We start from the raw sequence: 22,020 nt of genomic DNA, 5'->3' as shown, positions 1-22,020 counted from the left end.
AAGGAGGACCCAAACGGATGGCGATCAAAGAGGATGTATACACCCGAATTTTTCAAATTCTCTCTTATGCGGTAATCATTATTGCTTCTATTGCTTGTTTGCTACCATTTCTACTTATTATTTCGGCCTCACTGACCAGTAATGAGTCGATTATCAGAGATGGATATCATTTTATTCCACAGGAATTTTCGCTGGAAGGATACCGCACGGTGTTCACCTTTCCTGAAGAGGTACTAAGGGCGTACGGGGTGACCATTTTTACAACCGTAGTAGGTACGACGTTGGGTCTGTTCCTGATGACGATGGCGGGATATGTGCTGGCGCGTAAAGATTTTAAATACCGGAACGCGTTCTCGTTCTATATTTACTTTACAACGTTGTTCGGGGGCGGATTGGTACCCTGGTACATTATGCTGACGAAGTATTTAGGACTGCTTGATACGTATACAGTGCTTATTTTTCCAGGGCTGATGACTCCGTTTCTGATCATTTTGATGAAAAACTTCATTCGTTCGTCCATGCCGGAAGAGCTGTTTGAGTCTGCCAAAATTGACGGTGCGGGTGATTTTAAAATCTACTATCGGATTGTGTTGCCTTTGTCTACGCCGGGCATTGCCACCGTGGGGTTGTTTCTGGCCTTGGCATACTGGAATGATTGGTTCTCGTCCTCACTCTTTATTAATGATCCACATAAATACCAGCTGCAATATTATCTGTATAATGTAATCAACTCGATGCAATTTATCGCGCAAATGGGGGCAGGTACCGGCGTTTCACTCTCCAACGATATGCCGACCGAATCGACCAAAATGGCAATGGCGATCGTGGTCACCGGGCCGATTTTACTGCTGTATCCGTTCATTCAACGTTATTTCGTCAAGGGCTTGACCATTGGTGCTGTTAAAGGCTAAAGTAGACATTTATCAGCTAAGATGGCATGACGCGCTGACGTTGTGCCATTCTGAAAGCATGTTTTGTAAGCGTTTTATTTAAGAACTAATAACGTTTGTTTCCTACAAATTTTAAAGGCGAGGCTGAGTACAAGCGAATGATTTTCGTATACTCTCCAGGCTTTTAGAAGATAGATGGCTTTAAACCAGCAACCACTTCAAAAGGAGGATTCACATGACATTTACAAAGAAAAGAAAGCAACGCATGTCCATCCTGATTGCAGTTATGGTCATCATGGCGCTATTAGCCGGGTGTGGAGGCGGTGGCGGAAGCAGTGCACAAAAAGCAGATGGAACGGATGACAAATCCCAGAAGGTACAGCTGCAATTTTATATGCTGGGTGATGCTCCGAAGGATCTGCCTGCCGTTGAAGCAGAGATTAATAAATTGGCGGAAAAAGATTTGAATGCCACCGTCAAATTCAACTATACGACGTGGACGGACTGGGATCAGAAGTATAAGCTGCTGCTCTCTTCAGGCCAGCCGATTGATCTGATCTTCACTGCAGATTGGACGCAGTATCAGGCGTATGCCAAGAAAGGTGCATTCCTGCCGCTTGATGATCTGCTGCCGAAGGCCGCACCTGCCTTGCAAAAATTTGTGCCTCAGGAGATGTGGGATGGCGTTAAAATCGGAGGTAAAATCTACACCGTGCCTGGCACATACAAGGAGTATGTAACAAATGGATTTGTATGGCGTGAGGATTTGCGCGAGAAGTACAACCTGCCTAAACCTACGGATATAAAAAGCTACGAGGCTTATATGGATGGGATCCGTCAGCATGAGCCTAATATGAAGCCGGTCTCTCTGAACAGCGATATTAAAGGGAACCTGCATGATCGGTATTCCGAATTGGTAACAAAGAGTGTAGGGGCTTTGCCTTATGGCATCGGTATTAAGTATGAAAAACCGACAGAGGTTTATAAATATTGGGGTTCAGATGAGCAAAAAGAAGAGCTGAGCATTTACAAACGCTGGGCCGACAAAGGATTTATTCCTAAAAACGTACTGAACGTAAAAGATACGCTTCAGGATCAGGTGACCTCCGGTAAAGCTGCGAGTATTTTCGGTGACAATCCGACCCGATTTAATGACATGGTGATTAAGCTCAAAGCTTCTCACCCGGACTGGAAGCTGGATTACTATCCGTTCCCGCTGACGACAGGGTTTGCAACTCCAGTGCATCCGATTCATAACGGTTTTGCGATTCCAAAAAGCAGTCCTAACCCTGCACGCGCATTAGCCTTTTATGAAAAGCTTGTCACAGATAAACGTTATAACCTGCTCACGCAATACGGAATTGAAGGCAAAAACTATGAAGTCAAAGACGGTTACTATCAAATGATAGGTACCGGCAGCACGAACGGCTTTTCACGGGAAGGTATGAATAGCTGGGCTTGGCGTAACCCTGAATACATGCTGTTTGATTCAGGCTTTGACCGGGTGAAGAAGATTTTTGCTGAGCTGGATAAAATCCAGAAGCCTGACGTGTTTACCGGCTTTGCAGAGGATTATACGACCTATCAAGCCGAAAAAGCGGCTTTGGAGCAGGTTGAAAAGCAATACCTGTATCCGCTTCAAGCTGGACTGATTGATAATGTGGATCAAGGATTGCAGACCTTCTTGCAAAAGGCAAACCAGGCTGGACTGGAGAAAATCCAGACGGAATATACCAAGCAATGGGAAGCCTACGTGAAGGAGAAGAACATTAAGTAATTGGGCAAGGCAAAGAGATTTTTACAGTTGGGATAAAAAGAAAAAGCAAGTCTCCAGAAAGTTGGAGGCTTGCTTTTTTAGTGTCCGCTTATTTTTGGAGGGATTGACGAAGGTGGTGTCCGAAGGCATGTGTTTATCTTTGAGAAGTTTGTAGAAGTTAATCGCTAAGCAGCGATGGGAGCAACGTTCCGTTCTCGGAGCGGTCGCGTAGAACATCTAACTAACTACGCCTCACTTACTGCGCATTAGCTTTAGAACGACGAAAATCTGTCGGCGTCACGCCCAAGCTACGCTTGAACATGCGGTGAAAATAAGAGCTGCTCGCAAATCCGGTTTGTTCTGCCACGTCAGCTACCGACCAGTCGGTTTGCTCCAGCAGCTCGCAGGCTTTGCGAATGCGTAGCTGTTGAATGACATCCACGATGGTAGACATGGTTTGTTGCTTGTATAGTCTGCTGACATAGATCGGCGACATATCCAGCTCTTCAGCGATCTGGTTGAGGCAAAACTCCGGATCAGCATAGGCTTGCTCTATTCGCTCATTAATTTGCCGTACTAGCCGCTCTTGTTTCGTGTTTCGTTTTTCCAATAGATTGGAGCGGATATGATCAAAGACCAATTGATATTGTTCGATAAGCTCCCGGGCCGTCTCCAACTGATCTGCAGATGGCAATTCAGGTATAGATTCGGCAGCAAATCCATTACGCTCACTCATATGCTGAATGGCATGATTCACACTCATCATCAGCCGGGATATGGCCACCTGTACGACGGAAAAAGAATATTTTTCCATATGAAGCAGTAAGTCCTTGAACATGCCATGAGCATCCTCCGTATGACCAGATAACAGCGTGTCGAGCAATTTTTTCTCCTTATCCGACGGATACACATAGGCATTTTGAGCATGTGCTTCATTTGTGTTTTGCGCATCCATGATACACCCATGCCCTTGAAAAAATCGGTGCATGGACGCTTCCTGTACTTGACGGTACAACAGATGCAGCCGTTCCGACTGGCTTGTGATGGCGCTATAGGTTAGCGATACGCTCAGCTTTAAATACTCATGGCAAGCTTCGCGTATCTGGCGCAATAAGGTTTCCAGCAGCACGGTATCCGTATGCTCCGCAGGATCAAGAATGTTGAGCAGCAATAGGACGCTGTCTTCGTCGATATCCACGGCCTCCACCTGGTACGTCTGCCCGCATATTTCAGAAGCAATATTCATCATAGCAAACTTATAGGGCAGCAGGTCAGGACCGCGTTCGCTTTGCCACCGGGCATATTCATCGATACGCAGCAGCACCAACCGATAGTCTTTGTCGAACTGGAATGTGATTCCAAGCTCACGCAACCGCTCCGGTTCCTCTCCAGCAGGAAGCAATTGGACTCCCCGAATAATATTCTGTAAAATGTTTTGCCGGATCGTATACATGCTGTTTCGTTTCTCTGATTCGAGTGAATTCATATGGACAACGATCTGCCCAATGGGGGTATACAGCATTCTGGACAGCAGCCAGGAAGCCACGAACCCTGCCAATGCAATGACGGCGGCAATCAGCAGCATTGCATTACGGATAACACTCGCCATTTTGACAACGCTTTCATACGGGGTGACGCTAATATACTGCCAACCCAGTCCATCTTGGGAGGTGTAGGAAATGAGTGATCTTTTACTGTGAAAATCTTCTACAAAATATCCTGTCTCCTGCTTTTTGACTCGGGTGTGCAGCCATAGCTGTTCTTTTTCGTTCAATGCTTCGTCTGCCAGTGTCGTGCCAGATAAAAGTCTGCCTTGATCGTCCAAAATATAAGCCATTCCGCCTGAGGCTGGATTCGTCGCCATTTCCTTGTTCATCCAAGTCGCAGATACATTGACGATCACAGCCGAATTCATCGGTTCGTTCGAGTTGATTGCGTCATAGCATAAATACGTATAGGCGGCAATGTCTGTGCTGGCTTGATCTGCTCCGGCAACGGAGTCAGACGCAGACAGCAGCGGATAGGTGCGTGGAATAGGTGTAAATGGCTTATAATCCTGATAATGATCCAGCACGTGTATAATATCCGTGTCAGCCAGTTCACTTTTGCTGTATAACCCGTTTTGCCCTCGTGAGGATGCAATGTAGAAGGTGTCGCTTTTCGGATTATACACATAGATGGATTCAATGTACGGCATAGAATTGAGATAATTGTTCAGCTCAGACATGGCAGCGGTTACATCATATACATTGGGTTTGGGATAATACAACAACTTGGACAGGGTGCTGCTGCGGTACATTTGAAAGGCCAACGATTGTGCGATGGATGTCATGTTAATGACCTCTCGGCTTCTGAGTGCCAGGCTGCTATGATTGGCTTCGAATGCTTGCTCCTTCTCCACTCGAATATAATAAAAATAATACACTGTGGTAGATACCAGCAACGTCAGCGTAATACATAACGTGATACTGATCAGCAATTTGCTGTGAAGCTTGTGATGCTTTTTGAAATTGCTCATGTGGGCAGGTCTCCTGTCTATGTGCATATAGCCAAAATACACCCTAGTATGTATTCATTATACGTGCCTTCCTGTGAACAGGACAGTGAACAAACCAATTTTTTATGAAAAATAATGACTTTTTCGTAAAAAGGCCAGGAACCGGACACGCAAAATCGCTTGCGTCGGCTCCCAGCCTGGGGATTACATAAAGCCTGTCCCAAGTTGTGAGAAGATACCTACAGCCTAACTGTTTTTTCGACACACAAGGAGAGGTGACGGTAATGGATTAGTCAGGGAATTGCACATTACCTTTGACCATATAGGCATCGCCCGTGCCATTTTCTGCTAGGGCCGGGAGGGTATCGTTCAGCACCACACCACGAATGTCTGTAATCCGGATTTTAAGAGGCTGGTTCCCTAAGTTAGTACCCAGAAAGTGGTTGTAGTCCTGTTTTTCGAGATTGAGCCACTGTCCGTTCTGTTGGACTTCCAGTTTCAAGACAGGATATTTATGATTGCGTACCTGAATAGCTGCCCACCACCGGCTGCTGCCTTCTTTAATGCGGTAGGAGACGTTTCCAGTAACTGGAGCCTTGACGACTTTCCAAGAGATATTGATTTTTCCGTCAATTTGGTTGCCAATTTGGTTAAAAGCATTCGGGGACAGGTCGAGCGCACCACTTGGACCTTCAGGATAAAGATCGGTTACATAGACGGTTGTTTTCCCTTTGGGGCCTTGGACTTCCAGATATGCTCCTGCCAATGCGGCTTTGATTCCGTTATAATTCAGTTGGGTGCGGTTAAGAGCCGTAATTTTTGCATTGGAAGGGATTGGATCAAGTAGCAGTGCTCCTCCAGAGTAGCCAGATCCGGTATAGGTGGCGTACCCCGTGTATGTATCATTCCAAGCAGCGGAAGCGGGGAGAGCGAACAAAACAAGACTTAGCAACGATGCCAGACCAACCGTTTTGAACTTGCGAATCGCAGAACTCTTTTGCATAATTATTTCCTCCTTGTTCATTTAATAGATTTATATAGTAAATATAAACACTATATTACATAATATTTCAAATAGTACAATAGGCTTTTGAGGCAAAAAGAAAATATTGCAAAAGTTTGTCAACATGTTTTTGGGCCTTATGGCGTGTTTTTTTGGGAATTGCTGAACTGTGCTTTTTTTCGCAGATGTCTGCTCCATCGGATGGTAAGATCAGGAAGATGAAGCATAATATCAGAGGACAGGAATGACTGGAGAACGATAAACAGAGGAGGGGTTTACGTATGGGGAGGAACATCTTTTATGTACCGCCAGTGAATTTGATGGGGATTGGATGTCTTAGAGATCTGGGACCGATCTTGCAAGAGAAAGGATTTATGAAAGCGCTTATCGTGACGGATAAATGGCTGCGTCGAAATGGGATTACCGACCGGGTTATTGCTGTTCTGGAGCAGCATGGAGTGCCATATATCGTGTATGATGGTGTGCAACCTAACCCTACCTGTAACAATGTTCACGAAGGAGTCAAGGTGTTTCAGGATAACGGATGTGATGTTCTCGTCTCGGTAGGTGGTGGGTCGCCTCAGGATGCGGCCAAAGCCATTGGCATCATTGTCACCAATGGAGGACATATTTCAAAATATGAAGGCGTTCACAAATCCAAACGACCGTCAGTTCCTATTGTGGCAGTGAATACAACGGCGGGTACCTCCAGCGAGGTCACCATTAACTATGTCATTACGGATGAGAAGCGTAAGGTCAAAATGGTCATGGTTGATAAAAACAGTCTGGCTTCCATCTCTGTAAATGACCCCGAATTAATGGTGGGTAAGCCAGCCGAATTAACTGCTGCGACTGGTATGGATGCGCTTACTCATGCGATTGAGGCGCTGGTTACCCCGGGAGCTTATCCGGTCACCGATGCCACTGCCTTGGCTGCTGTTGAGCTGATATTCCGTTATTTGCCTGATGCTGTGGAGAACGGTCAAAATATTGAGGCTCGGGAAAAGCTTGTGTATGCTGTTTTTCTGGGAGGGCTGGCCTTCAACAATGCGGGGTTGGGATATGTGCATGCGATGGCTCATCAGCTTGGAGGTGTGTATGATCTTCCGCATGGAGTGTGTAATGCGATGTTACTGCCCTATGTACAGGAGGCCAATGCGCAGCATGTTCCTCGTAAATTCAGACCTATCGCTCAAGCGATTGGATTCTCGGTCAGAGGGCGAACTGACGAGGAGTGTGCTGAATTTGTCGTGGATGCCATCCGTGGGCTGGCACAGGAGGTCGGAATCCCGAAACGCTTGTCTGAGTTGGGAGTAACGGACCCGGACCTGAATCTGTTAGCCGACAATGCGATGAAAGATGCGTGTGCGCCCGGTAATCCGTTTCAGCCGACCAAAGAGGAAGTTATCGCACTGTTCCAAAAAATACTCTAAGGCGGGATTTAAACAGAAAATCTGTAAAATGGACATGGAAGGCTCGACAGAAGAACCTGGAGAAACACACGGTAACGAATTTTGACCGGGACTTTTGAACGATATCCTTTAAATAGAATAAGCGAACTATTGTTCTCCTTTTGTTTGTCGTATACAATCGAATCATGCTGATTCAAATAGAGTGATGTCGAACTCTGTTGTATGCTGCAACGAAAGGATGTTATGCACCATGATGGGAAGAGCCCATTTGATTATTGGAACCGGGGTCTCCCTGTCGGTATTAGCCTTGAACGGATACGAAGTGACTCCGGCTGCCGTGGCTGCCGCTGTAGTCGGTTCACTGTTGCCGGATATTGACGAGCCTAACTCCATGCTCGTGAGTCGTGCGTTGCCTACCAAAATGCTCAGACTCGTACAGCTTTTGATGATTGGGGCTGCGGGCTGGGTATTTTTCACCCGTATGGCTCCACCGCCGTGGAATCTTGTTCTGGCTTTGCTGATGATCAGCGCTTCCTTTATGCCTTCACGGTCGATGCGAAAGGTTATCATCTTTTTGATTGGGGTTGGCTTAGCCTGGTATGGGGAAGCATATGCGCCATGGAATTACATTGCCGGGTGCCTGCTGATAATCTGTACGCTTGTCCCGCACCGGGGATTGACGCATACGGTGTACGGAACAGTCGCATGGACTGCGTTACTGTACGGTACAACCCGTCTGCACGGTGACAGCATATGGCTGGCTGGCGGTTTAGCGTATCTGCTGCATTTGTTGGCAGATTCCTTGACGAATAACGGAATTAAACCTTTGCCACCGTTCAAATGGAAGCTGCGATTTAAGCTGATGAGTACTGGAACGCGCAAAGGGGCGCAGGTGGAGAACATCTGCATTGCCTTGACGGCTGTACTTGTTATTATCGCTTTACTTCGCTATAAGCATTTGATATGAAGCGCTCTATTTTGTAACTCTATTGAATCAAAAAAACAGTCAAAACATGTATAACGTGTTTTGACTGTTTTTAATAGATTTTACTTTTCTGAGAGTACCTTAAGCTCGTTCAATAATCGTATTCAGTGTCGTACGATCCAGGTTTTGTACCAACTTGACGATCAGCTCTTTGGCTGCATCGTAATCGTCGGTGTGAATAATGGACGAGGAAGTGTGGATGTATCGTCCGCAAATGCCAATGACGGTGGATGGCACTCCAATTCCGCTTAAATGAACCTGACCTGCATCGGTTCCACCTGTGGAGATGAAATATTGATACTTGATCTTGTGCGTTTCCGCCATATCCTGCACGTATTCCACAATCCCGCGATGTGTAATCATACCCGGATCAAATACCCGCAGCAACGCGCCCTTACCCAAATGTCCGTAAGCGTTCGGATCACCACCCATATCGTTGGCCGCACTGCAATCCAGTGCAAAGAAAACGTCCGGTTGAATCAGGTTGGCTGCCGTGCGTGCGCCGCGCAATCCTACTTCCTCCTGAACGGTAGCTCCCGCATACAGTGTATTAGGCAGTTTGTTCTTTTCCTTATGTAATGCTTCAAGCAGTTCAATAGCCAAGCCTACACCATAGCGGTTATCCCACGCTTTAGCCATGATTTTTTTCGGATTCGCCAGTGGAGTAAAATCACAAATCGGCGCAATGGCTGTTCCCGGCACGATGCCCAGATCTTGCGCTTCCTGACGGCTGTCCACGCCGATATCCAGATACATATGTTTGATATCCATAGGCTTGCTGCGTTGTGATTCATCCAGCAAATGGGGCGATACTGAGCCGACAACACCAATAACCGGCCCATTCGGAGTCAGCACCTGAAGACGCTGTGACATGATGGCCTGACTCCACCAGCCTCCAACGGGCTGAAAGCGGATCATGCCATTTTCCGTAATGCCATTGACGATAAACCCGACTTCATCCAGATGGCCTGCCACCATTACACGTGGCCCATTCTCTTCACCGCGCAGCACGCCGAAAAGGCTGCCCAAACGATCTTGCACGATTTCGTCCGTATAACCGGATATCCGCTCTTTAACCCATGCCCGCAGTTCTCGCTCATGCCCGGGAATGGAAGGAAACTCCGTTAAAGTTTTAAACAGTTCTAATGTTTTTGATTCCATGATGTTATACCTCACTCCTTATTAATTAACCAGTGGTCGTTATCCATCCAGTATGAAGGGATTTGTACGGAATGTCCACGATATCATTTTCCTGACATAACAATTCTCCATAAGGCTAATAATGATAAGGACACAATTAATCCGAACCGTCAAGTGCGGAACTTACGAACAAGGGGTGGTGAATGATGCCAGCTAAATCGGGGCAACGCGGTTTTCATACCAATACGCCGCCGCTGTCCATAAATGAGAAGGACTATCAAAGTATTTCCAAAAAGCACGAACCTTCCAGAAATGTTTTTGCCAACTGTGTGCGAGCTTTTCTGGTTGGAGGCGGTATCTGTGTGATTGGTCAGGCGATTCAGGAAGCTTTCATGGCAGGGATGCACATTTCGGCCAAGGAGGCGGCACCGCCGACCTCATCTATGATGATCCTGTTGGCGGTTATATTAACCTGCTTCGGGGTTTACGACAAGTTTGCCCAATGGGCGGGAGCGGGAACCGCTGTACCGATTACAGGCTTTGCCAACTCGATGTGTTCAGCTGCACTGGAACATCGTTCTGAGGGACTGGTGCTCGGTGTAGGCGCGAATATGTTCAAGCTGGCAGGCTCGGTTATCGTATTCGGGGTGGTGGCTGCGTTCGTTGTAGGTGTCATCTACGCCTTTCTTGGAGTAGGGGGTAACCATCTATGAGAAGACAGGGAGGACAAACCTGGAAGTTCGAATCCAGACCGCGCATCGTTGGAAGTGCAACCGTTGTTGGCCCGGATGAAGGAGAGGGGCCGTTGTCCACGGATTTTGATTACATTTATGACAATCTCGAAATTAATGAAAAAACATGGGAAAAAGCGGAGCGCAGATTATTTGAGCATTCCACTGAGCTGGCGTTAATTAATGCCAATTTGAACAAAGAAGAAGTGCAGTTTTTTATCAGCGGTGATTTGATGAATCAGATTATCAGTAGCTCCTTTTCAGCACGCAAGCTTGCCATTCCTTATTTGGGTGTCTTTGGAGCCTGCTCTACGTCGATGGAAAGTTTAGCCTTGGCCGCGCTTATTGTGGATTCCGAGGCGGGCGACTATGTGATGGCGGGTACGACCAGCCACAATTGTACCGTTGAAAAGCAGTTCCGGTATCCTACGGAATATGGGTCGCAAAAGCCGCCAACGGCCCAGTATACCGTCACAGGCTCAGGCACCGTAGTTGTGGGGCATGCCAAGACAGGTACTGTGGTGGATTGCGCTACCATTGGACGTGTTATGGATATGGGCATTAAAGACCCATTTAACATGGGCGGGGCTATGGCTCCAGCGGCGGCAGATACACTGTTATCTCATTTTCGAGATACAGGCCGGGACCCTGGTTATTATGACCTTATTGTAACGGGGGATTTGGCCTCCGTGGGGATGCCGATTGTCAAGGAGCTGCTTAAAAAACAAAACATTGATATGAGTCAGACGGAATTCAACGATTGTGGTCTGCTCATTTATGACCTGAACAAACAAAAGCAAGTCATTGCAGGTGGCAGTGGTGCCGGATGCTCGGCTGTCGTAACTTATGGACATCTGTTGAAGCGGATTGAAAAGGGAGAACTCCAAAAAGTGCTGGTCGTGGCAACCGGGGCATTGCTGTCTCCTTTGTCGACACAACAAGGGGAAAGTATTCCTTGTATTGCGCATGCAGTAGCTTTGGAAGCGGGGGGTTGAGATTATGATATATCTGTGGGCTTTTTTAGTCGGCGGTGCCATTTGCGTCGTGGGTCAATTGATGATGGATGTGATTAAAATGACTCCGGCACATACGATGAGTACGTTGGTGGTAGCAGGTGCAATTGCTGATGCCGTTGGGATATACGATCCGCTCATCAAATTTGCCGGAGCGGGTGCGACGATTCCAATTACCAGTTTTGGTAACTCACTCGTACACGGCGCATTAACCGAATTGGAAAAGGATGGATGGCTTGGTGTCATTACAGGGATTTTTAGTGTGACAAGTGCAGGGATTTCCTCGGCGATTATTTTCTCATTTTTGGCGGCCTTGGTTGTGCGCCCTAAAGGATAACCATATAAAAGTGATGCATTGTAGATTAAACATACAATTAAATAAACTTAAAAATCAGCCCTTCGGATCTGAATAACCGGAGGGCTTTTTATATGCCTACATACAAAATGTTGCCAAACTGTAGCGCTGGCTCAACATCTGGAAAAGCACTCAAGTGTACTCTATGCCCTCCTTCATGTACAATAATAGGAAACATGTTGCTATCTAGGAGGTTTACAGGCTATGCCCGTACGTCAAGAATCTGTGCAGATTGTATCTGCAATCCGAGCTAATCTAGAATCATGCATATTAGGTAAATCCTTTGAAATAAAATTACTGCTAACGACTATGCTGGCGGGTGGGCACATTCTGATCGAGGACGTTCCGGGTACGGGAAAAACGCAAATGATCAAGGCTCTTGCCAAATCCATGCGCGGTGATTACCGCCGTGTTCAATGTAATCCTGATATTCTCCCCAGTGATATTACAGGGGTTTCCATATTTCATCCTCGGGATGAGCGCTTTTATTTTCGTCCGGGTCCTGTAATGACCAATATTTTATTGGCAGACGAAATTAACCGGGCTACGACGAAAACCCAATCGGCTTTGCTGGAAGTGATGGAGGAGCGCAGTGTAACCGTGGATGGAGAAACGCATATGCTGCCTCATCCTTTTATGCTGTGTGCTACGCAAAATCCGATTGATTTTGAAGGGACTTATACGCTGCCGGAAGCGCAGCTTGATCGTTTTATGCTCAAAATCAGTCTTGGCTATCCTGATATGGAGACTGAGCGGAACATGCTGCTTCGTCATCAGGAGGGGCAGCCGGCAGATCGACTGGAGGCGGTAGCGCATATGGAACAGATAGCCGCGATCCAGCAGGAAATCAGAGAAATGTACATGGACCAGGCAGTTACGTCCTATTTACTGGATATCGTACGTGCAACCAGAGAGCATCCATCGGTATTGCTGGGAGCCAGCCCGCGGGCGGCGCTTGCTTTTGTGATGGCCACCAAGGCGTACGCTTTTCTGGAAAATCGTGATTACGTGCTTCCTGACGATGTGAAAATATTGGCACCTTATGTGCTTGCTCATCGTTTGCTGCTTCGTCCCGAGGCGCGTCTCGACAGCTCCAACGCCCAGTCTGTACTTCAGGCTGTCCTTCGGCAGGTGAACGTACCCGTGCGAATGGAGCGTCCGTAGGGAATGAAGATAGTCAAAAGGAAGCGCAGGCTCCCCCGGCTGTCAGGCCGCATCTGGCTTCTGATGGTCATATGGGTGGTGTGTCTGCTATATCTGTTGTTTCAGGGTGGCAAGACGTCAGTCATGCTATTGTCCATGGTTACGCTGTTGGGCATTTATTTATGGATCGTTGGGCTGAGCGGGGTACGCCGTGTTCAGGGTTCAAGGCAGCTTTCGCAAAGCTCAGAGTTCGGGGAGCTACTGCATGCGGGAGATCAGGTGCATGTAAAGTTGAGCGTGAGCCTTCCCGGCTTTCTTCCACTGCCGTATATCATTATTCGTGAGGTGCTCAAGCGTCATACAGGCGAATCCTGGTCGTTTGAGGACAGTGTTATCCCCAACATGAAAGGAAGCGGACAGCTTGCCTTCCAGACCCCTGCGTTGGAGCGGGGAAGCTATTATTTTGCGGAAACGGAATGTGTGAGCGAGGATATCTTCGGCCTGTTGGAGCATAAAGGCAGGTTAAATGCACCCGGTGAATTTCGGGTACTGCCCCGTACGGTATTCATTCCCTATTGGCAGTTAAATGACCGTCGCTCACGGATGTCCGGGCCACAGACTGTCCAGACTCGAACACGGCGCGAAACGACGCAAATTAACGGAGTGCGGGACTATGTATATGGGGACCGGTTTTCACGTATCCATTGGAATGCGACTGCACGTACAGGCAGCTGGAAATCCAAGGAATTTGAGCATGAGACGGTTCCGAAAACGATGCTTGTATTGGACATACACACGAAACATTATGTAAATGCCGATCAGTTTGAACTGGCCATATCCTCAATCGCTTCATTACTGGAATATGGTGGACGGGAGCGGATGGGAGTAGGTCTTTGTACGGCAGGGGAAACAGGCACTGTTTTTCAACCGAGTGAGCAGATGATGGAACGGCAACGGATGATGCATCATTTGGTAGACATACACACCACTTCCCAAGGCAGTCTTATGGCTGCTGTAGAAAGCGGTGTTCGGCAATTTCCACAAGGCTGCTATTTTGTGCTGATTAGTCCGTTGAAGGATCATCAGGCGTTGGAGCTTCTTCGCTGGGCCGATACCCGGGGGATGACCCCGTGCCACGTCTATATCGGAGAAGGCTCAAGTGAGGGACAGGCCAAAGAATGGATGAGCATGCTTCGTACAAGAGGTATTCAGGGTTATCATGTTCCGAGTCTTGAAGAGCTTCCAGCTATAATGGGAGGAGGGACGCTATGAAGAACTGGTTACAATCGCTGAAGGGCTCCTGGGCTGCGGCTTTTACATTTTTATGGATTATTATTATTGTCATGCAATGGGTGTCCTTTGCTTCATTGCTGTGGCTTGAAGAGACAAGAACGCTTGTATTGGCGACGGTTACGATGCTGGCTCTGGTGAAAATTTTGCTGCCGCTTCGGCCTTGGATTGAATTTATCGTCAAAGCGGCGATGTTATTTTTTATTTTGTACCGGACGCTCGTGTCCTACTCGATTATTATTCCTTTCGGGGGATTTGCAAACCGTCTGGATCAATTTATATCGAATATGTCCCCGTATATCTGGTTTTCACTGATCGCTTGGCTTGTTATTGAGATGTTACCACTCATCGTTACGACGAAGCAGCGTATTCTGGTTTTTCTGGGTATTAATATTGCCGCGCTGGCAATACTCGACTCGTTCACGCCAACCGTGCTGTGGGAAGAAGTCGCATGGATGGTCTTTGCGGGTATGGGGTGGCTGGTGACTCAGCATTTGCAGTATTTTCGGCAGCACTATCCTCAGGGCTGGAAACACATTCGCCGTTACCCGTACAAAATTGCAGCTAATATTGCGGTCATTTTTGCTTTGATTATTATGGCTGGCGTAAATATGCCGGAGATAGAGCCGACCTTTACTGATCCTTATACAGCATGGACCCAGCGAAATACCTCATCTACCGTCGGTATGAACAATGGAGCCGGGGCTATGAATCAGCGGATGAGTACGGCATCGGGCTATAGTAGGCAGGACAATCGGTTGGGCGGGGGATTTAATTTTGACTATTCTCCGGTGATGACGATCACGACCAACCAGCGAAGCTACTGGCGAGGCGAGACGAAGCGTACGTATTCCGGGACGGGCTGGAGTGATGTAGGCAATGATGACCAAACGCTGAACGATGTGCCAATGACGGCAGAGCTGGAAAATACACAAGAAACACGGCATTCGACCGAGCAGGTCGTTCAGACCATTACGATGCAAAATGATCAGAGCTATCCGGTTTTGTTCGGCGCGTATTCGGTACATCGTGTTCAATCGGTGGACAGAGACTCGCGGGCAGACGGATTGCGGTGGAAACCGGAACAGGCAGAACTGCTTTGGAATTCACCCTCCAGAAGAACTGCTTATCCAAAAACGTATACTCTGGTGTCACATGTACCTGTGATCCCGGAGAAAGAGCTTCGCAAGAAAACGTTTAATGAGCTGTATGGAAGGAACAAGCAGGAGGCCTATTTGCAAATCCCGAATGAGCTGCCGAAGCGAGTGCGTGATTTGGCTCAAAATGTAACGTCATCGGCGAAGACGCCTTATGAAAAGGTCGGACTGCTACAGCAATATTTACAGCGAAATTATGCATATACGAACAATCCGGATCTTTCCCGCAAAAGAAGCAAGGATTTTGTAGATGCCTTTCTGTTTGAGATTCGGGAAGGCTATTGCGATTATTATTCCACTTCGCTGGTTATGATGGCCCGCTCCGTCGGTGTTCCGGCACGGTGGGTCAAAGGATATGCACCTGGTCAGCAGACATTTTCCGATGATGCAACGACCAGCGATGGTAACGAAAATATGTCTTCCTACTCCGTTACCAACGCGGATGCGCATTCCTGGGCAGAAGTGTATCTGGGTGAATACGGCTGGGTTCCTGTAGAAGCCACACCGGGCTTTGACATGCCGTTGCTTACGGAGCAGGAGGATTCAAAAACGCCTGATACTCCAGAAGTGAAAGATCAGCCTGAGCCGGAACAGTCTGCGCAGACATCGCAGGCCAATCCGGAGGAAGGCACAAAGATTCATCCGGTAATCATAGCGGCGGCAGTGGCTGTTATCGTACTGTGGGGCGCTTATATCGTATGGCGTAATCGGGCAGATATTCATTTTTATCTGCTGCGTCTGCGTAAAGGAAAGCCGTTGACACCGGATGAAAAGGTAATCGTCGAAACCGAGCGCTGGCTACGGTACATGCGGAGCAAGGGGTTTGTCCGTACCAGCCACGAGACGCTGAGGGAATCGGTCGGCAGATGGTCAGTTGAATCACCGGAACGCGCTTCAATTCTGCATCTGCTGCTGGAGCTGTTTGAACAAGCGCGCTACAGTCCTTCCTCGGTAACTGCCGAGGATTGGCGAAAGGCCCGCCAGCAAGCGGCCCTGTTGCATAAGAAGGGTTAGTCCGAAAGCAAACTGATGAAACGAACGAAAAACCGTGTCGGATCAGAGGGACGAGGGCTAAACCGTTTTTACTCGGCTCAAAAGCTGCCGATTTATAATCTTCATCACATGCTTTGTAAAAAGCTGTCCGTTTGTTGCGGATAGCTTTTTACTAACCCCTATTAATATGGTATAGTTTGTCGTATGAAACTGAGGTGACCGACGTTGTTTGAAATGCTGATGCCCAAATTACGGGTGAATACCGTCTTTGATATTGATCTTGAAGGCTTGTATGCTCAAGGATATCGCGGCATTATTACGGATCTGGATAATACGCTGGTCGGTGCAAAAGCTCCGAATGCGACTCCCGAGCTGGTGGCCTGGTTTGAGAAGGTCAAACAGGCGGGTTTTAAGCTTGTCATCGTGTCCAACAATAATATGGGACGTGTATCTGTTTTCGCTACGCCTTTGGACATTGAATTTATACATGCCGCACGGAAGCCCTCCAACTCGTCCTTTCGTAGAGCCATCCGTATGATGGGACTTACCTCGGAAGAGACTATTATGGTCGGGGACCAAATGTTGACGGATGTATTGGGTGGTAACCGACTGGGATTGCACACGGTGCTGGTGCTGCCAATATCCATCCATGATGAAGGAATCATGACCCGCTTTAATCGGCGGTTGGAGCGAATCGCGCTCACAAGGTTACGTAAGAAAGGCTTATGGCTTGAGGAGGAAAAGAAGAATGACTGAAAGACCTGACGGCGGAACTGCTGTCAAATGTAGTGGTTGCGGTATCACGATGCAGACCACTAGCCCGGAGCTTCCAGGATATATTCCTGAAAAATTGCTTACACGCGAGCCTGTCATTTGTCAGCGCTGTTTCCGGATTAAAAACTATAATGAAACGTCTTCGGTAGCTGTGGATCAGGATGAGTTCCTGAAACTGCTCAGCCAAATTGGGGACAAGGACGCGCTCGTCATCCACATTGTGGACATTTTCGACTTTGAAGGCAGTCTGATTTCCGGCTTGCAACGTTTTGTCGGATCTAATCCGGTGGTACTGGCTGTGAACAAGACGGATTTGTTGCCAAAGGTAACGAACTGGAACAAGGTCCTCAACTGGGTGCAAAAGCAGGCAAAGGAGCAAGGACTTCGCACGGCGGATATCGTTCTGTGCTCGGCCCAAAAAAATCAAGGCTTTGATCGTCTGCTGGATGTGGTGTCCGAGTTGCGTGGCAATCGGGATGTGTATGTGGTCGGTGCAACAAATGTTGGTAAATCCACGCTCATTAACCGCTTGATCCGTGATCATAGCGATATGGAGCAGGAGTTAACAACATCCCGTTACCCGGGAACGACGCTGGATATGGTGAATATTCCGCTCGACGACGGTAAGCATATTATTGACACACCGGGTATTGTGTACCCTTGGCGGTTCAGTGAAATCGTGTCCCGGCAGGATTTGAGCGCCATTATGCCGGACAAGCCGCTGAAACCTGCTGCTTATCAGCTGGACCCCGGACAAACCTTGTTTTTCGGTGGAATGGCCCGGTTTGATTTTGTAGAAGGTCAACATCAATCGTTCACTTGCTACATCAACGGTGGTCTTAAAATTCATCGTACCAAGCTGGAGCGGGCAGATCAATTGTTCGAAGATCATGCCGGAGAATTGTTGTCACCGCCGACACGTGATCAGTTGGCAGATATGCCGGAATGGACAAGACATGAATTCCGCGTTCCTCGTAAATCTCAATTGGATATTTATATCTCCGGTCTGGGATGGATCAGGGTCAATAGTGAGAACGGGGCTTTGGTAGCGGTTCATGCTCCTCGGGGAATCCGTGTCCTTTTACGGCCTTCGTTGATTTAACGAATGTTGAACCATGTGATAGGGCGGCAAGGAACAGACTCAGGTTCCTGCCGCCATTCATGTATTTGTGCGGCCTAATATTTTGCAATATGGGGGAGAACGACGATGAGCAGCGGGGAGTCTGGAGTGACTGAACAAGGTCTTGTATTATTGGGCGTATTGGGTGATCCGATCAAGCACTCCAAATCGCCTCTCATGCATAAAATAGCTTTAAAGGCAGCGGGGATAGAGGGAGATTTTGTTCCTCTTCACGTCAAGCCCGATCAGCTGGAGGACGCCATGAAGGGGATTCGGGCTTTACATTTCCGGGGAGTTAATGTGACGATTCCCCATAAAGTTGAAGTTATGAAATATTTGGATGAGATTGATGAAGGAGCCAGACTCATCGGCGCTGTCAATACGATTGTGAACGACAACGGACGTCTTAAGGGTTACAATACGGACGGGATCGGCTACGTGCGTTCCCTCAAAGAAGAGACTTCGGTCAAGCTGAAAGGCACAAGGATTGCGGTCCTCGGAGCCGGAGGAGCTGCCAGAGGTGTGATTCATGCTTTACTGGAGGAACAGCCGGAATCGGTCATTATTCTGAATCGGACACGCGATAAGGCTGAGCAGCTGGCGTTGGAGTGGACGACGGAAGCGATCCCTGTGACTGGCTATTCTAACGATGAAGCGGAGAGCGTGCTTGCATCGGTGGATGTGCTGATCAATACGACCTCGGTAGGAATGTCTCCTCTGTCCGATGAGCTTCCGCTGGAAACGAGTCTGATTCCAGAAGGAATCATTGTGAGTGATTTGATCTACAACCCGCTGGAAACGAGATTTTTGCGCGAAAGCCGTGAACAGCGCGGCTGCACCGTGCATGGAGGCTTGGGCATGTTCGTGTATCAGGGAGCGGTGGCTTTCGAGTATTTTATGGGCGTAGCTCCTGCTGTAGACGAAATGAGAGCGGCTGTGCTGAGAAGCCTGTCGTAAGTTGATTTTACACTAAAATTATGGAATTGCCGCATGGCATATGTGGTTATGAAGGAGTTAAGTATACATGTTAACAGGTAAACAAAAAAGGTATTTGCGCTCAATGGCGCATCATCTGGACCCGGTTTTTCAAGTAGGGAAAAACGGTACGAACGAGCATCTTATGCGTCACATTAACGATGCGATTGAAAAGCGTGAGCTGATGAAGGTGCAGATTTTGAACAACTGTCTGGATGACAAGCATGAAATTGCGGAAGAACTGGCTACGGAAACAGGTTCCGAGCTTGTACAGCTCATCGGGAGCACGATTATTTTGTACAAGGAATCCCGTGATAACAAGCAAATCGAGCTGCCTAGAGGATAAACACGCGGGGAGAAGACTATGAAAATCGGTATTATGGGCGGTACATTTGACCCGATTCATATTGGACATCTGCTGGCTGGAGAAGCGGCAAGGGATGCCTATGCGCTGGACCATGTATGGTTCATGCCTTCCCATATCCCTCCGCACAAGCACCAGGCGGGGGCGAGCGGCACGGAGCGGCTGGAGATGACGAGTGAAGCGGTGGCGGGCCATCCTGCTTTTGAAGTGTTGGATATTGAAGTGCTTCGCGGTGGGGTATCTTATACTATTGACACGATCAAAGGGCTTCAGGAGCTGCATCCTGCTGTAGATTTTTATTTTATTATTGGCGCGGATATGGTGAATTACTTACCTCACTGGCAGGGGATTGAGGAGCTGGCACAGCGGATTTGTTTTATCGGTGTCCGGCGTCCCGGTTTCCAGCTTGCGCTGAATGAACTACCGCATTATTTGCAGAACAAGGTACTGCTGGCGGATATGCCGGTGGTGGATATTTCTTCGACGGATATTCGGGAACGTGTTGCGGAAGGGCGCACCATTCGCTATCTTGTGCCTGATCGTGTGCATGACTACATTACAAGGGGCGGTTTGTATGAAGTACAGCCGTGAGCAATTGATGGAGGCCGTATCCGGTCAAATGCCTGAAAAACGCTGGAAGCACACACTGGGTGTCATGCATACCTCCGTGGAGCTTGCCAAGCGGTATGGTGCGGACCCGGATAAGGCCGAATTAGCGGCTATTTTGCATGATGTAGCGAAATATTGGCCCGTTCAGCAGATGGAGGAAGTGATTCGCAGTTATCCCGAATGTAACCAAGAGCTTTTGCAGCATGACAAGCAACTGTGGCATTCTGAGGTAGGATATTGCGTTGCAGCGAGAGACTATGGGGTGGAAGACTCTGAAATACGGAATGCCATCCGCTGGCATACCTCAGGTCGTGTAGGCATGAGTTTGCTGGACAAAGTCGTGTGTCTCGCTGATTATATCGAGCCGGGACGAGATTTCCCTGGGGTAGATCATATCCGCAAACAGGCGAAAAAAAGTTTGGAGCAGGGTCTTGTCGCTGGATTTGATTCCACGATTTCACTGCTGCTGGAGAAGCAAAAGGTTATTTTTCCGCTGACAGTACTGTCGCGAAATGATCTGATCCAACAACTTAAACATAGAAAATCGGAGGTTCATGAATGACCATAACTAATGAGAAATTAATGCAAATTACGGTTGAGGCCGCTGAAGATAAGAAGGCCATGAATATTGTAGCCCTTGACTTGCGGGGCGTATCCCTTGTCGCGGATTATTTTGTAATCTGCCACGGTAATTCGGATACTCAGGTACAGGCGATTGTGACGGAAATTCGCAAACGCGCTCATGATGAAGGTACCATAATCAAAGGGATCGAAGGGATGGATTCCGGTCGCTGGGTTCTGATGGACTTGGGAGATGTTGTAGTGCATGTCTTCCATCGCGACGAGCGTGAATATTATAACATTGAAAGACTTTGGTCGGACGCTAAGGTTGTGGAGAAGGTATGAATCTGATTGCTGGTACTTATGTCACGATTATGGTAGATCGTGAGGTATCCCCTTTCGGCTACTTTCTCACAGTCGGCGATCAGGATGTACTGTTACATTATACGGAGCTGACACGTGAGATTGAGGTTGGAGAACGGCTGGAAGTATTTATTTTTCACGATACAGAGGACCGTTTGGCCGCTACCATGAAAAAGCCATTCCTCTCGCTGGGCGAACTGGCAAAGCTTCAGGTGGCGGATGTGCATCCGCGTTTGGGTTGTTTTTTGGAAATGGGATTGGGTCGTCAATTGCTGCTGCCGATTCGCGAGTTGCCTGAGAACCGGGATTTGCATCCTCAGGTGGGCGATTACGTGTATGCTATCATGGAGCATGATAAGCAGGGCAGGCTGCGGGCGAAGCTGGCGGGTGAGCAAGAGCTGGCCCCGTTGTCCTTCCATGCACCTGATTCATGGCTCAATACGTGGGTGCAGGCGACGGTGTACAAGCCGCTTCAGATGGGTACATTTGTCCTGGTGGACGGAGGCGTGCTTGGTTTTGGCGCGATTGGCATGATTCATTCCTCGGAACGTAACCGGATGCTTCGCTTGGGCGAAGAGGTTAAGGTACGGGTTACGCTGGTTCGTGAAGACGGTCGGGTGAATCTGGCGATGTCGCCGCGCAAGGAAGTGGGCCGTGATGAGGATGCGGATCGGCTAATTGCCTTTCTGAAAGAGCGCCCGGGTGGCGGTATGCCTTATTCCGACGCAACGCCGCCGGATATTATTAAGCAACGGTTTGGTATCAGTAAATCCGCCTTCAAGCGTGCGATGGGCAAGCTGATGAAGGAAGGGCTGGTTACACAAAAGGAAAACTGGACCTACCTGGTGGAGAAAATGCCTGAACCGAAGGACGGGAATGGGGAATAAAA

General features: G+C 48.2%; 21 protein-coding genes. 18 read left to right on the top strand and 3 right to left on the bottom strand.

What is annotated here, in order from left to right:
* Positions 1-17 precede the first annotated feature (17 nt).
* Entirely contained in the window at positions 18-911 is an 894-nt protein-coding gene (locus HPL003_RS24895; RefSeq protein ID WP_014282564.1) for a carbohydrate ABC transporter permease, read from the top strand.
* A 214-nt stretch (positions 912-1,125) separates the two neighbouring features.
* A complete protein-coding gene (locus tag HPL003_RS24890) occupies positions 1,126-2,667 on the top strand; it encodes an extracellular solute-binding protein (RefSeq protein WP_014282563.1) in 1,542 nt (513 codons plus the stop codon).
* A 235-nt stretch (positions 2,668-2,902) separates the two neighbouring features.
* On the opposite strand, the gene HPL003_RS24885 is transcribed toward HPL003_RS24890, so the two are convergent.
* Positions 2,903-5,164 (bottom strand): AraC family transcriptional regulator, encoded by a 2,262-nt coding sequence (locus HPL003_RS24885; protein ID WP_014282562.1) that lies wholly within the window; start codon positions 5,162-5,164, stop codon positions 2,903-2,905.
* A gap of 268 nt (positions 5,165-5,432) precedes the next feature.
* Positions 5,433-6,146 (bottom strand): expansin ExlX, encoded by a 714-nt coding sequence (gene exlX / locus HPL003_RS24880; protein WP_014282561.1) that lies wholly within the window; start codon positions 6,144-6,146, stop codon positions 5,433-5,435.
* 281 nt (positions 6,147-6,427) lie between these two features.
* Between exlX and HPL003_RS24875 the strand changes: the two genes are divergently transcribed.
* On the top strand, positions 6,428-7,579 hold the full coding sequence (locus HPL003_RS24875; RefSeq protein ID WP_014282560.1) for an iron-containing alcohol dehydrogenase: 1,152 nt from the start codon (positions 6,428-6,430) through the stop codon (positions 7,577-7,579).
* A gap of 229 nt (positions 7,580-7,808) precedes the next feature.
* Positions 7,809-8,525, top strand: a complete 717-nt coding sequence (locus tag HPL003_RS24870; RefSeq protein WP_014282559.1) for a metal-dependent hydrolase — start codon at positions 7,809-7,811, stop codon at positions 8,523-8,525.
* 99 nt (positions 8,526-8,624) lie between these two features.
* Here the strand turns inward: HPL003_RS24870 and HPL003_RS24865 are convergent, their stop codons facing one another.
* Positions 8,625-9,704 carry a M42 family metallopeptidase gene (locus tag HPL003_RS24865; protein ID WP_014282558.1) on the bottom strand — a complete coding sequence of 360 codons (1,080 nt, stop codon included), beginning with the start codon at positions 9,702-9,704 and terminating at the stop codon, positions 8,625-8,627.
* Positions 9,705-9,889: 185 nt separating this feature from the next.
* Between HPL003_RS24865 and spoVAC the strand changes: the two genes are divergently transcribed.
* From spoVAC to HPL003_RS24795, 14 genes are all read left to right on the top strand, one after another.
* A complete protein-coding gene (gene spoVAC, locus HPL003_RS24860; RefSeq protein ID WP_014282557.1) occupies positions 9,890-10,396 on the top strand; it encodes a stage V sporulation protein AC in 507 nt (168 codons plus the stop codon).
* Positions 10,393-11,409, top strand: a complete 1,017-nt coding sequence (gene spoVAD / locus HPL003_RS24855) for a stage V sporulation protein AD (protein ID WP_014282556.1) — start codon at positions 10,393-10,395, stop codon at positions 11,407-11,409. The genes spoVAC and spoVAD overlap by 4 nt, the downstream gene beginning before the upstream one ends.
* Before the next feature lie 4 nt (positions 11,410-11,413).
* Entirely contained in the window at positions 11,414-11,764 is a 351-nt protein-coding gene (gene spoVAE, locus HPL003_RS24850; protein WP_014282555.1) for a stage V sporulation protein AE, read from the top strand.
* Between the two features lie 222 nt (positions 11,765-11,986).
* Positions 11,987-12,946, top strand: coding sequence for an AAA family ATPase (locus tag HPL003_RS24845; RefSeq protein ID WP_014282554.1), 960 nt, complete (start codon positions 11,987-11,989; stop codon positions 12,944-12,946).
* A 3-nt stretch (positions 12,947-12,949) separates the two neighbouring features.
* On the top strand, positions 12,950-14,197 hold the full coding sequence (locus HPL003_RS24840; RefSeq protein ID WP_014282553.1) for a DUF58 domain-containing protein: 1,248 nt from the start codon (positions 12,950-12,952) through the stop codon (positions 14,195-14,197).
* Positions 14,194-16,386 (top strand): transglutaminase TgpA family protein, encoded by a 2,193-nt coding sequence (locus HPL003_RS24835; RefSeq protein WP_014282552.1) that lies wholly within the window; start codon positions 14,194-14,196, stop codon positions 16,384-16,386. Before HPL003_RS24840 ends, HPL003_RS24835 begins: the two co-directional genes overlap by 4 nt.
* Positions 16,387-16,590: 204 nt before the next feature.
* Positions 16,591-17,121, top strand: a complete 531-nt coding sequence (locus HPL003_RS24830; protein ID WP_014282551.1) for a YqeG family HAD IIIA-type phosphatase — start codon at positions 16,591-16,593, stop codon at positions 17,119-17,121.
* Complete coding sequence (gene yqeH, locus HPL003_RS24825; protein ID WP_014282550.1) at positions 17,114-18,241, top strand: ribosome biogenesis GTPase YqeH; 1,128 nt, start codon at positions 17,114-17,116, stop codon at positions 18,239-18,241. Before HPL003_RS24830 ends, yqeH begins: the two co-directional genes overlap by 8 nt.
* Before the next feature lie 105 nt (positions 18,242-18,346).
* Positions 18,347-19,216 (top strand): shikimate dehydrogenase, encoded by an 870-nt coding sequence (aroE, locus tag HPL003_RS24820; protein ID WP_014282549.1) that lies wholly within the window; start codon positions 18,347-18,349, stop codon positions 19,214-19,216.
* Positions 19,217-19,283: 67 nt separating this feature from the next.
* Positions 19,284-19,580 carry a ribosome assembly RNA-binding protein YhbY gene (gene yhbY / locus HPL003_RS24815; protein WP_014282548.1) on the top strand — a complete coding sequence of 99 codons (297 nt, stop codon included), beginning with the start codon at positions 19,284-19,286 and terminating at the stop codon, positions 19,578-19,580.
* An 18-nt stretch (positions 19,581-19,598) separates the two neighbouring features.
* Positions 19,599-20,189, top strand: a complete 591-nt coding sequence (gene nadD, locus HPL003_RS24810; protein WP_014282547.1) for a nicotinate-nucleotide adenylyltransferase — start codon at positions 19,599-19,601, stop codon at positions 20,187-20,189.
* The gene (gene yqeK, locus HPL003_RS24805) at positions 20,173-20,769 is read left to right on the top strand and encodes a bis(5'-nucleosyl)-tetraphosphatase (symmetrical) YqeK (RefSeq protein WP_014282546.1); all 597 of its coding nucleotides are present in this window, start codon (positions 20,173-20,175) and stop codon (positions 20,767-20,769) included. Before nadD ends, yqeK begins: the two co-directional genes overlap by 17 nt.
* A complete protein-coding gene (gene rsfS / locus HPL003_RS24800) occupies positions 20,766-21,113 on the top strand; it encodes a ribosome silencing factor (protein WP_014282545.1) in 348 nt (115 codons plus the stop codon). Before yqeK ends, rsfS begins: the two co-directional genes overlap by 4 nt.
* On the top strand, positions 21,110-22,018 hold the full coding sequence (locus HPL003_RS24795; protein WP_014282544.1) for a CvfB family protein: 909 nt from the start codon (positions 21,110-21,112) through the stop codon (positions 22,016-22,018). The genes rsfS and HPL003_RS24795 overlap by 4 nt, the downstream gene beginning before the upstream one ends.
* Positions 22,019-22,020 lie beyond the last annotated feature (2 nt).

The organism is Paenibacillus terrae HPL-003, from assembly GCF_000235585.1.
In the GTDB taxonomy this organism is placed as follows: domain Bacteria; phylum Bacillota; class Bacilli; order Paenibacillales; family Paenibacillaceae; genus Paenibacillus; species Paenibacillus terrae_B.
This window is presented reverse-complemented; position numbering and strand designations above follow the sequence as displayed.

What these genes read in the sequence shown, in the direction of transcription:
- HPL003_RS24845 (WP_014282554.1), top strand. Translation starts at nt 11,987, where the DNA reads ATGCCCGTACGTCAAGAATCTGTGCAGATTGTATCTGCAATCCGAGCT.
- HPL003_RS24895 (WP_014282564.1), top strand. Translation starts at nt 18, where the DNA reads ATGGCGATCAAAGAGGATGTATACACCCGAATTTTTCAAATTCTCTCT.
- yhbY (WP_014282548.1), top strand. Translation starts at nt 19,284, where the DNA reads ATGTTAACAGGTAAACAAAAAAGGTATTTGCGCTCAATGGCGCATCAT.
- HPL003_RS24840 (WP_014282553.1), top strand. Translation starts at nt 12,950, where the DNA reads ATGAAGATAGTCAAAAGGAAGCGCAGGCTCCCCCGGCTGTCAGGCCGC.
- HPL003_RS24835 (WP_014282552.1), top strand. Translation starts at nt 14,194, where the DNA reads ATGAAGAACTGGTTACAATCGCTGAAGGGCTCCTGGGCTGCGGCTTTT.
- HPL003_RS24865 (WP_014282558.1), bottom strand. Translation starts at nt 9,704, where the DNA reads ATGGAATCAAAAACATTAGAACTGTTTAAAACTTTAACGGAGTTTCCT.
- HPL003_RS24875 (WP_014282560.1), top strand. Translation starts at nt 6,428, where the DNA reads ATGGGGAGGAACATCTTTTATGTACCGCCAGTGAATTTGATGGGGATT.
- HPL003_RS24870 (WP_014282559.1), top strand. Translation starts at nt 7,809, where the DNA reads ATGATGGGAAGAGCCCATTTGATTATTGGAACCGGGGTCTCCCTGTCG.
- spoVAD (WP_014282556.1), top strand. Translation starts at nt 10,393, where the DNA reads ATGAGAAGACAGGGAGGACAAACCTGGAAGTTCGAATCCAGACCGCGC.
- yqeK (WP_014282546.1), top strand. Translation starts at nt 20,173, where the DNA reads ATGAAGTACAGCCGTGAGCAATTGATGGAGGCCGTATCCGGTCAAATG.
- HPL003_RS24795 (WP_014282544.1), top strand. Translation starts at nt 21,110, where the DNA reads ATGAATCTGATTGCTGGTACTTATGTCACGATTATGGTAGATCGTGAG.
- spoVAE (WP_014282555.1), top strand. Translation starts at nt 11,414, where the DNA reads ATGATATATCTGTGGGCTTTTTTAGTCGGCGGTGCCATTTGCGTCGTG.
- exlX (WP_014282561.1), bottom strand. Translation starts at nt 6,146, where the DNA reads ATGCAAAAGAGTTCTGCGATTCGCAAGTTCAAAACGGTTGGTCTGGCA.
- yqeH (WP_014282550.1), top strand. Translation starts at nt 17,114, where the DNA reads ATGACTGAAAGACCTGACGGCGGAACTGCTGTCAAATGTAGTGGTTGC.
- rsfS (WP_014282545.1), top strand. Translation starts at nt 20,766, where the DNA reads ATGACCATAACTAATGAGAAATTAATGCAAATTACGGTTGAGGCCGCT.
- nadD (WP_014282547.1), top strand. Translation starts at nt 19,599, where the DNA reads ATGAAAATCGGTATTATGGGCGGTACATTTGACCCGATTCATATTGGA.
- aroE (WP_014282549.1), top strand. Translation starts at nt 18,347, where the DNA reads ATGAGCAGCGGGGAGTCTGGAGTGACTGAACAAGGTCTTGTATTATTG.
- HPL003_RS24890 (WP_014282563.1), top strand. Translation starts at nt 1,126, where the DNA reads ATGACATTTACAAAGAAAAGAAAGCAACGCATGTCCATCCTGATTGCA.
- spoVAC (WP_014282557.1), top strand. Translation starts at nt 9,890, where the DNA reads ATGCCAGCTAAATCGGGGCAACGCGGTTTTCATACCAATACGCCGCCG.
- HPL003_RS24885 (WP_014282562.1), bottom strand. Translation starts at nt 5,164, where the DNA reads ATGAGCAATTTCAAAAAGCATCACAAGCTTCACAGCAAATTGCTGATC.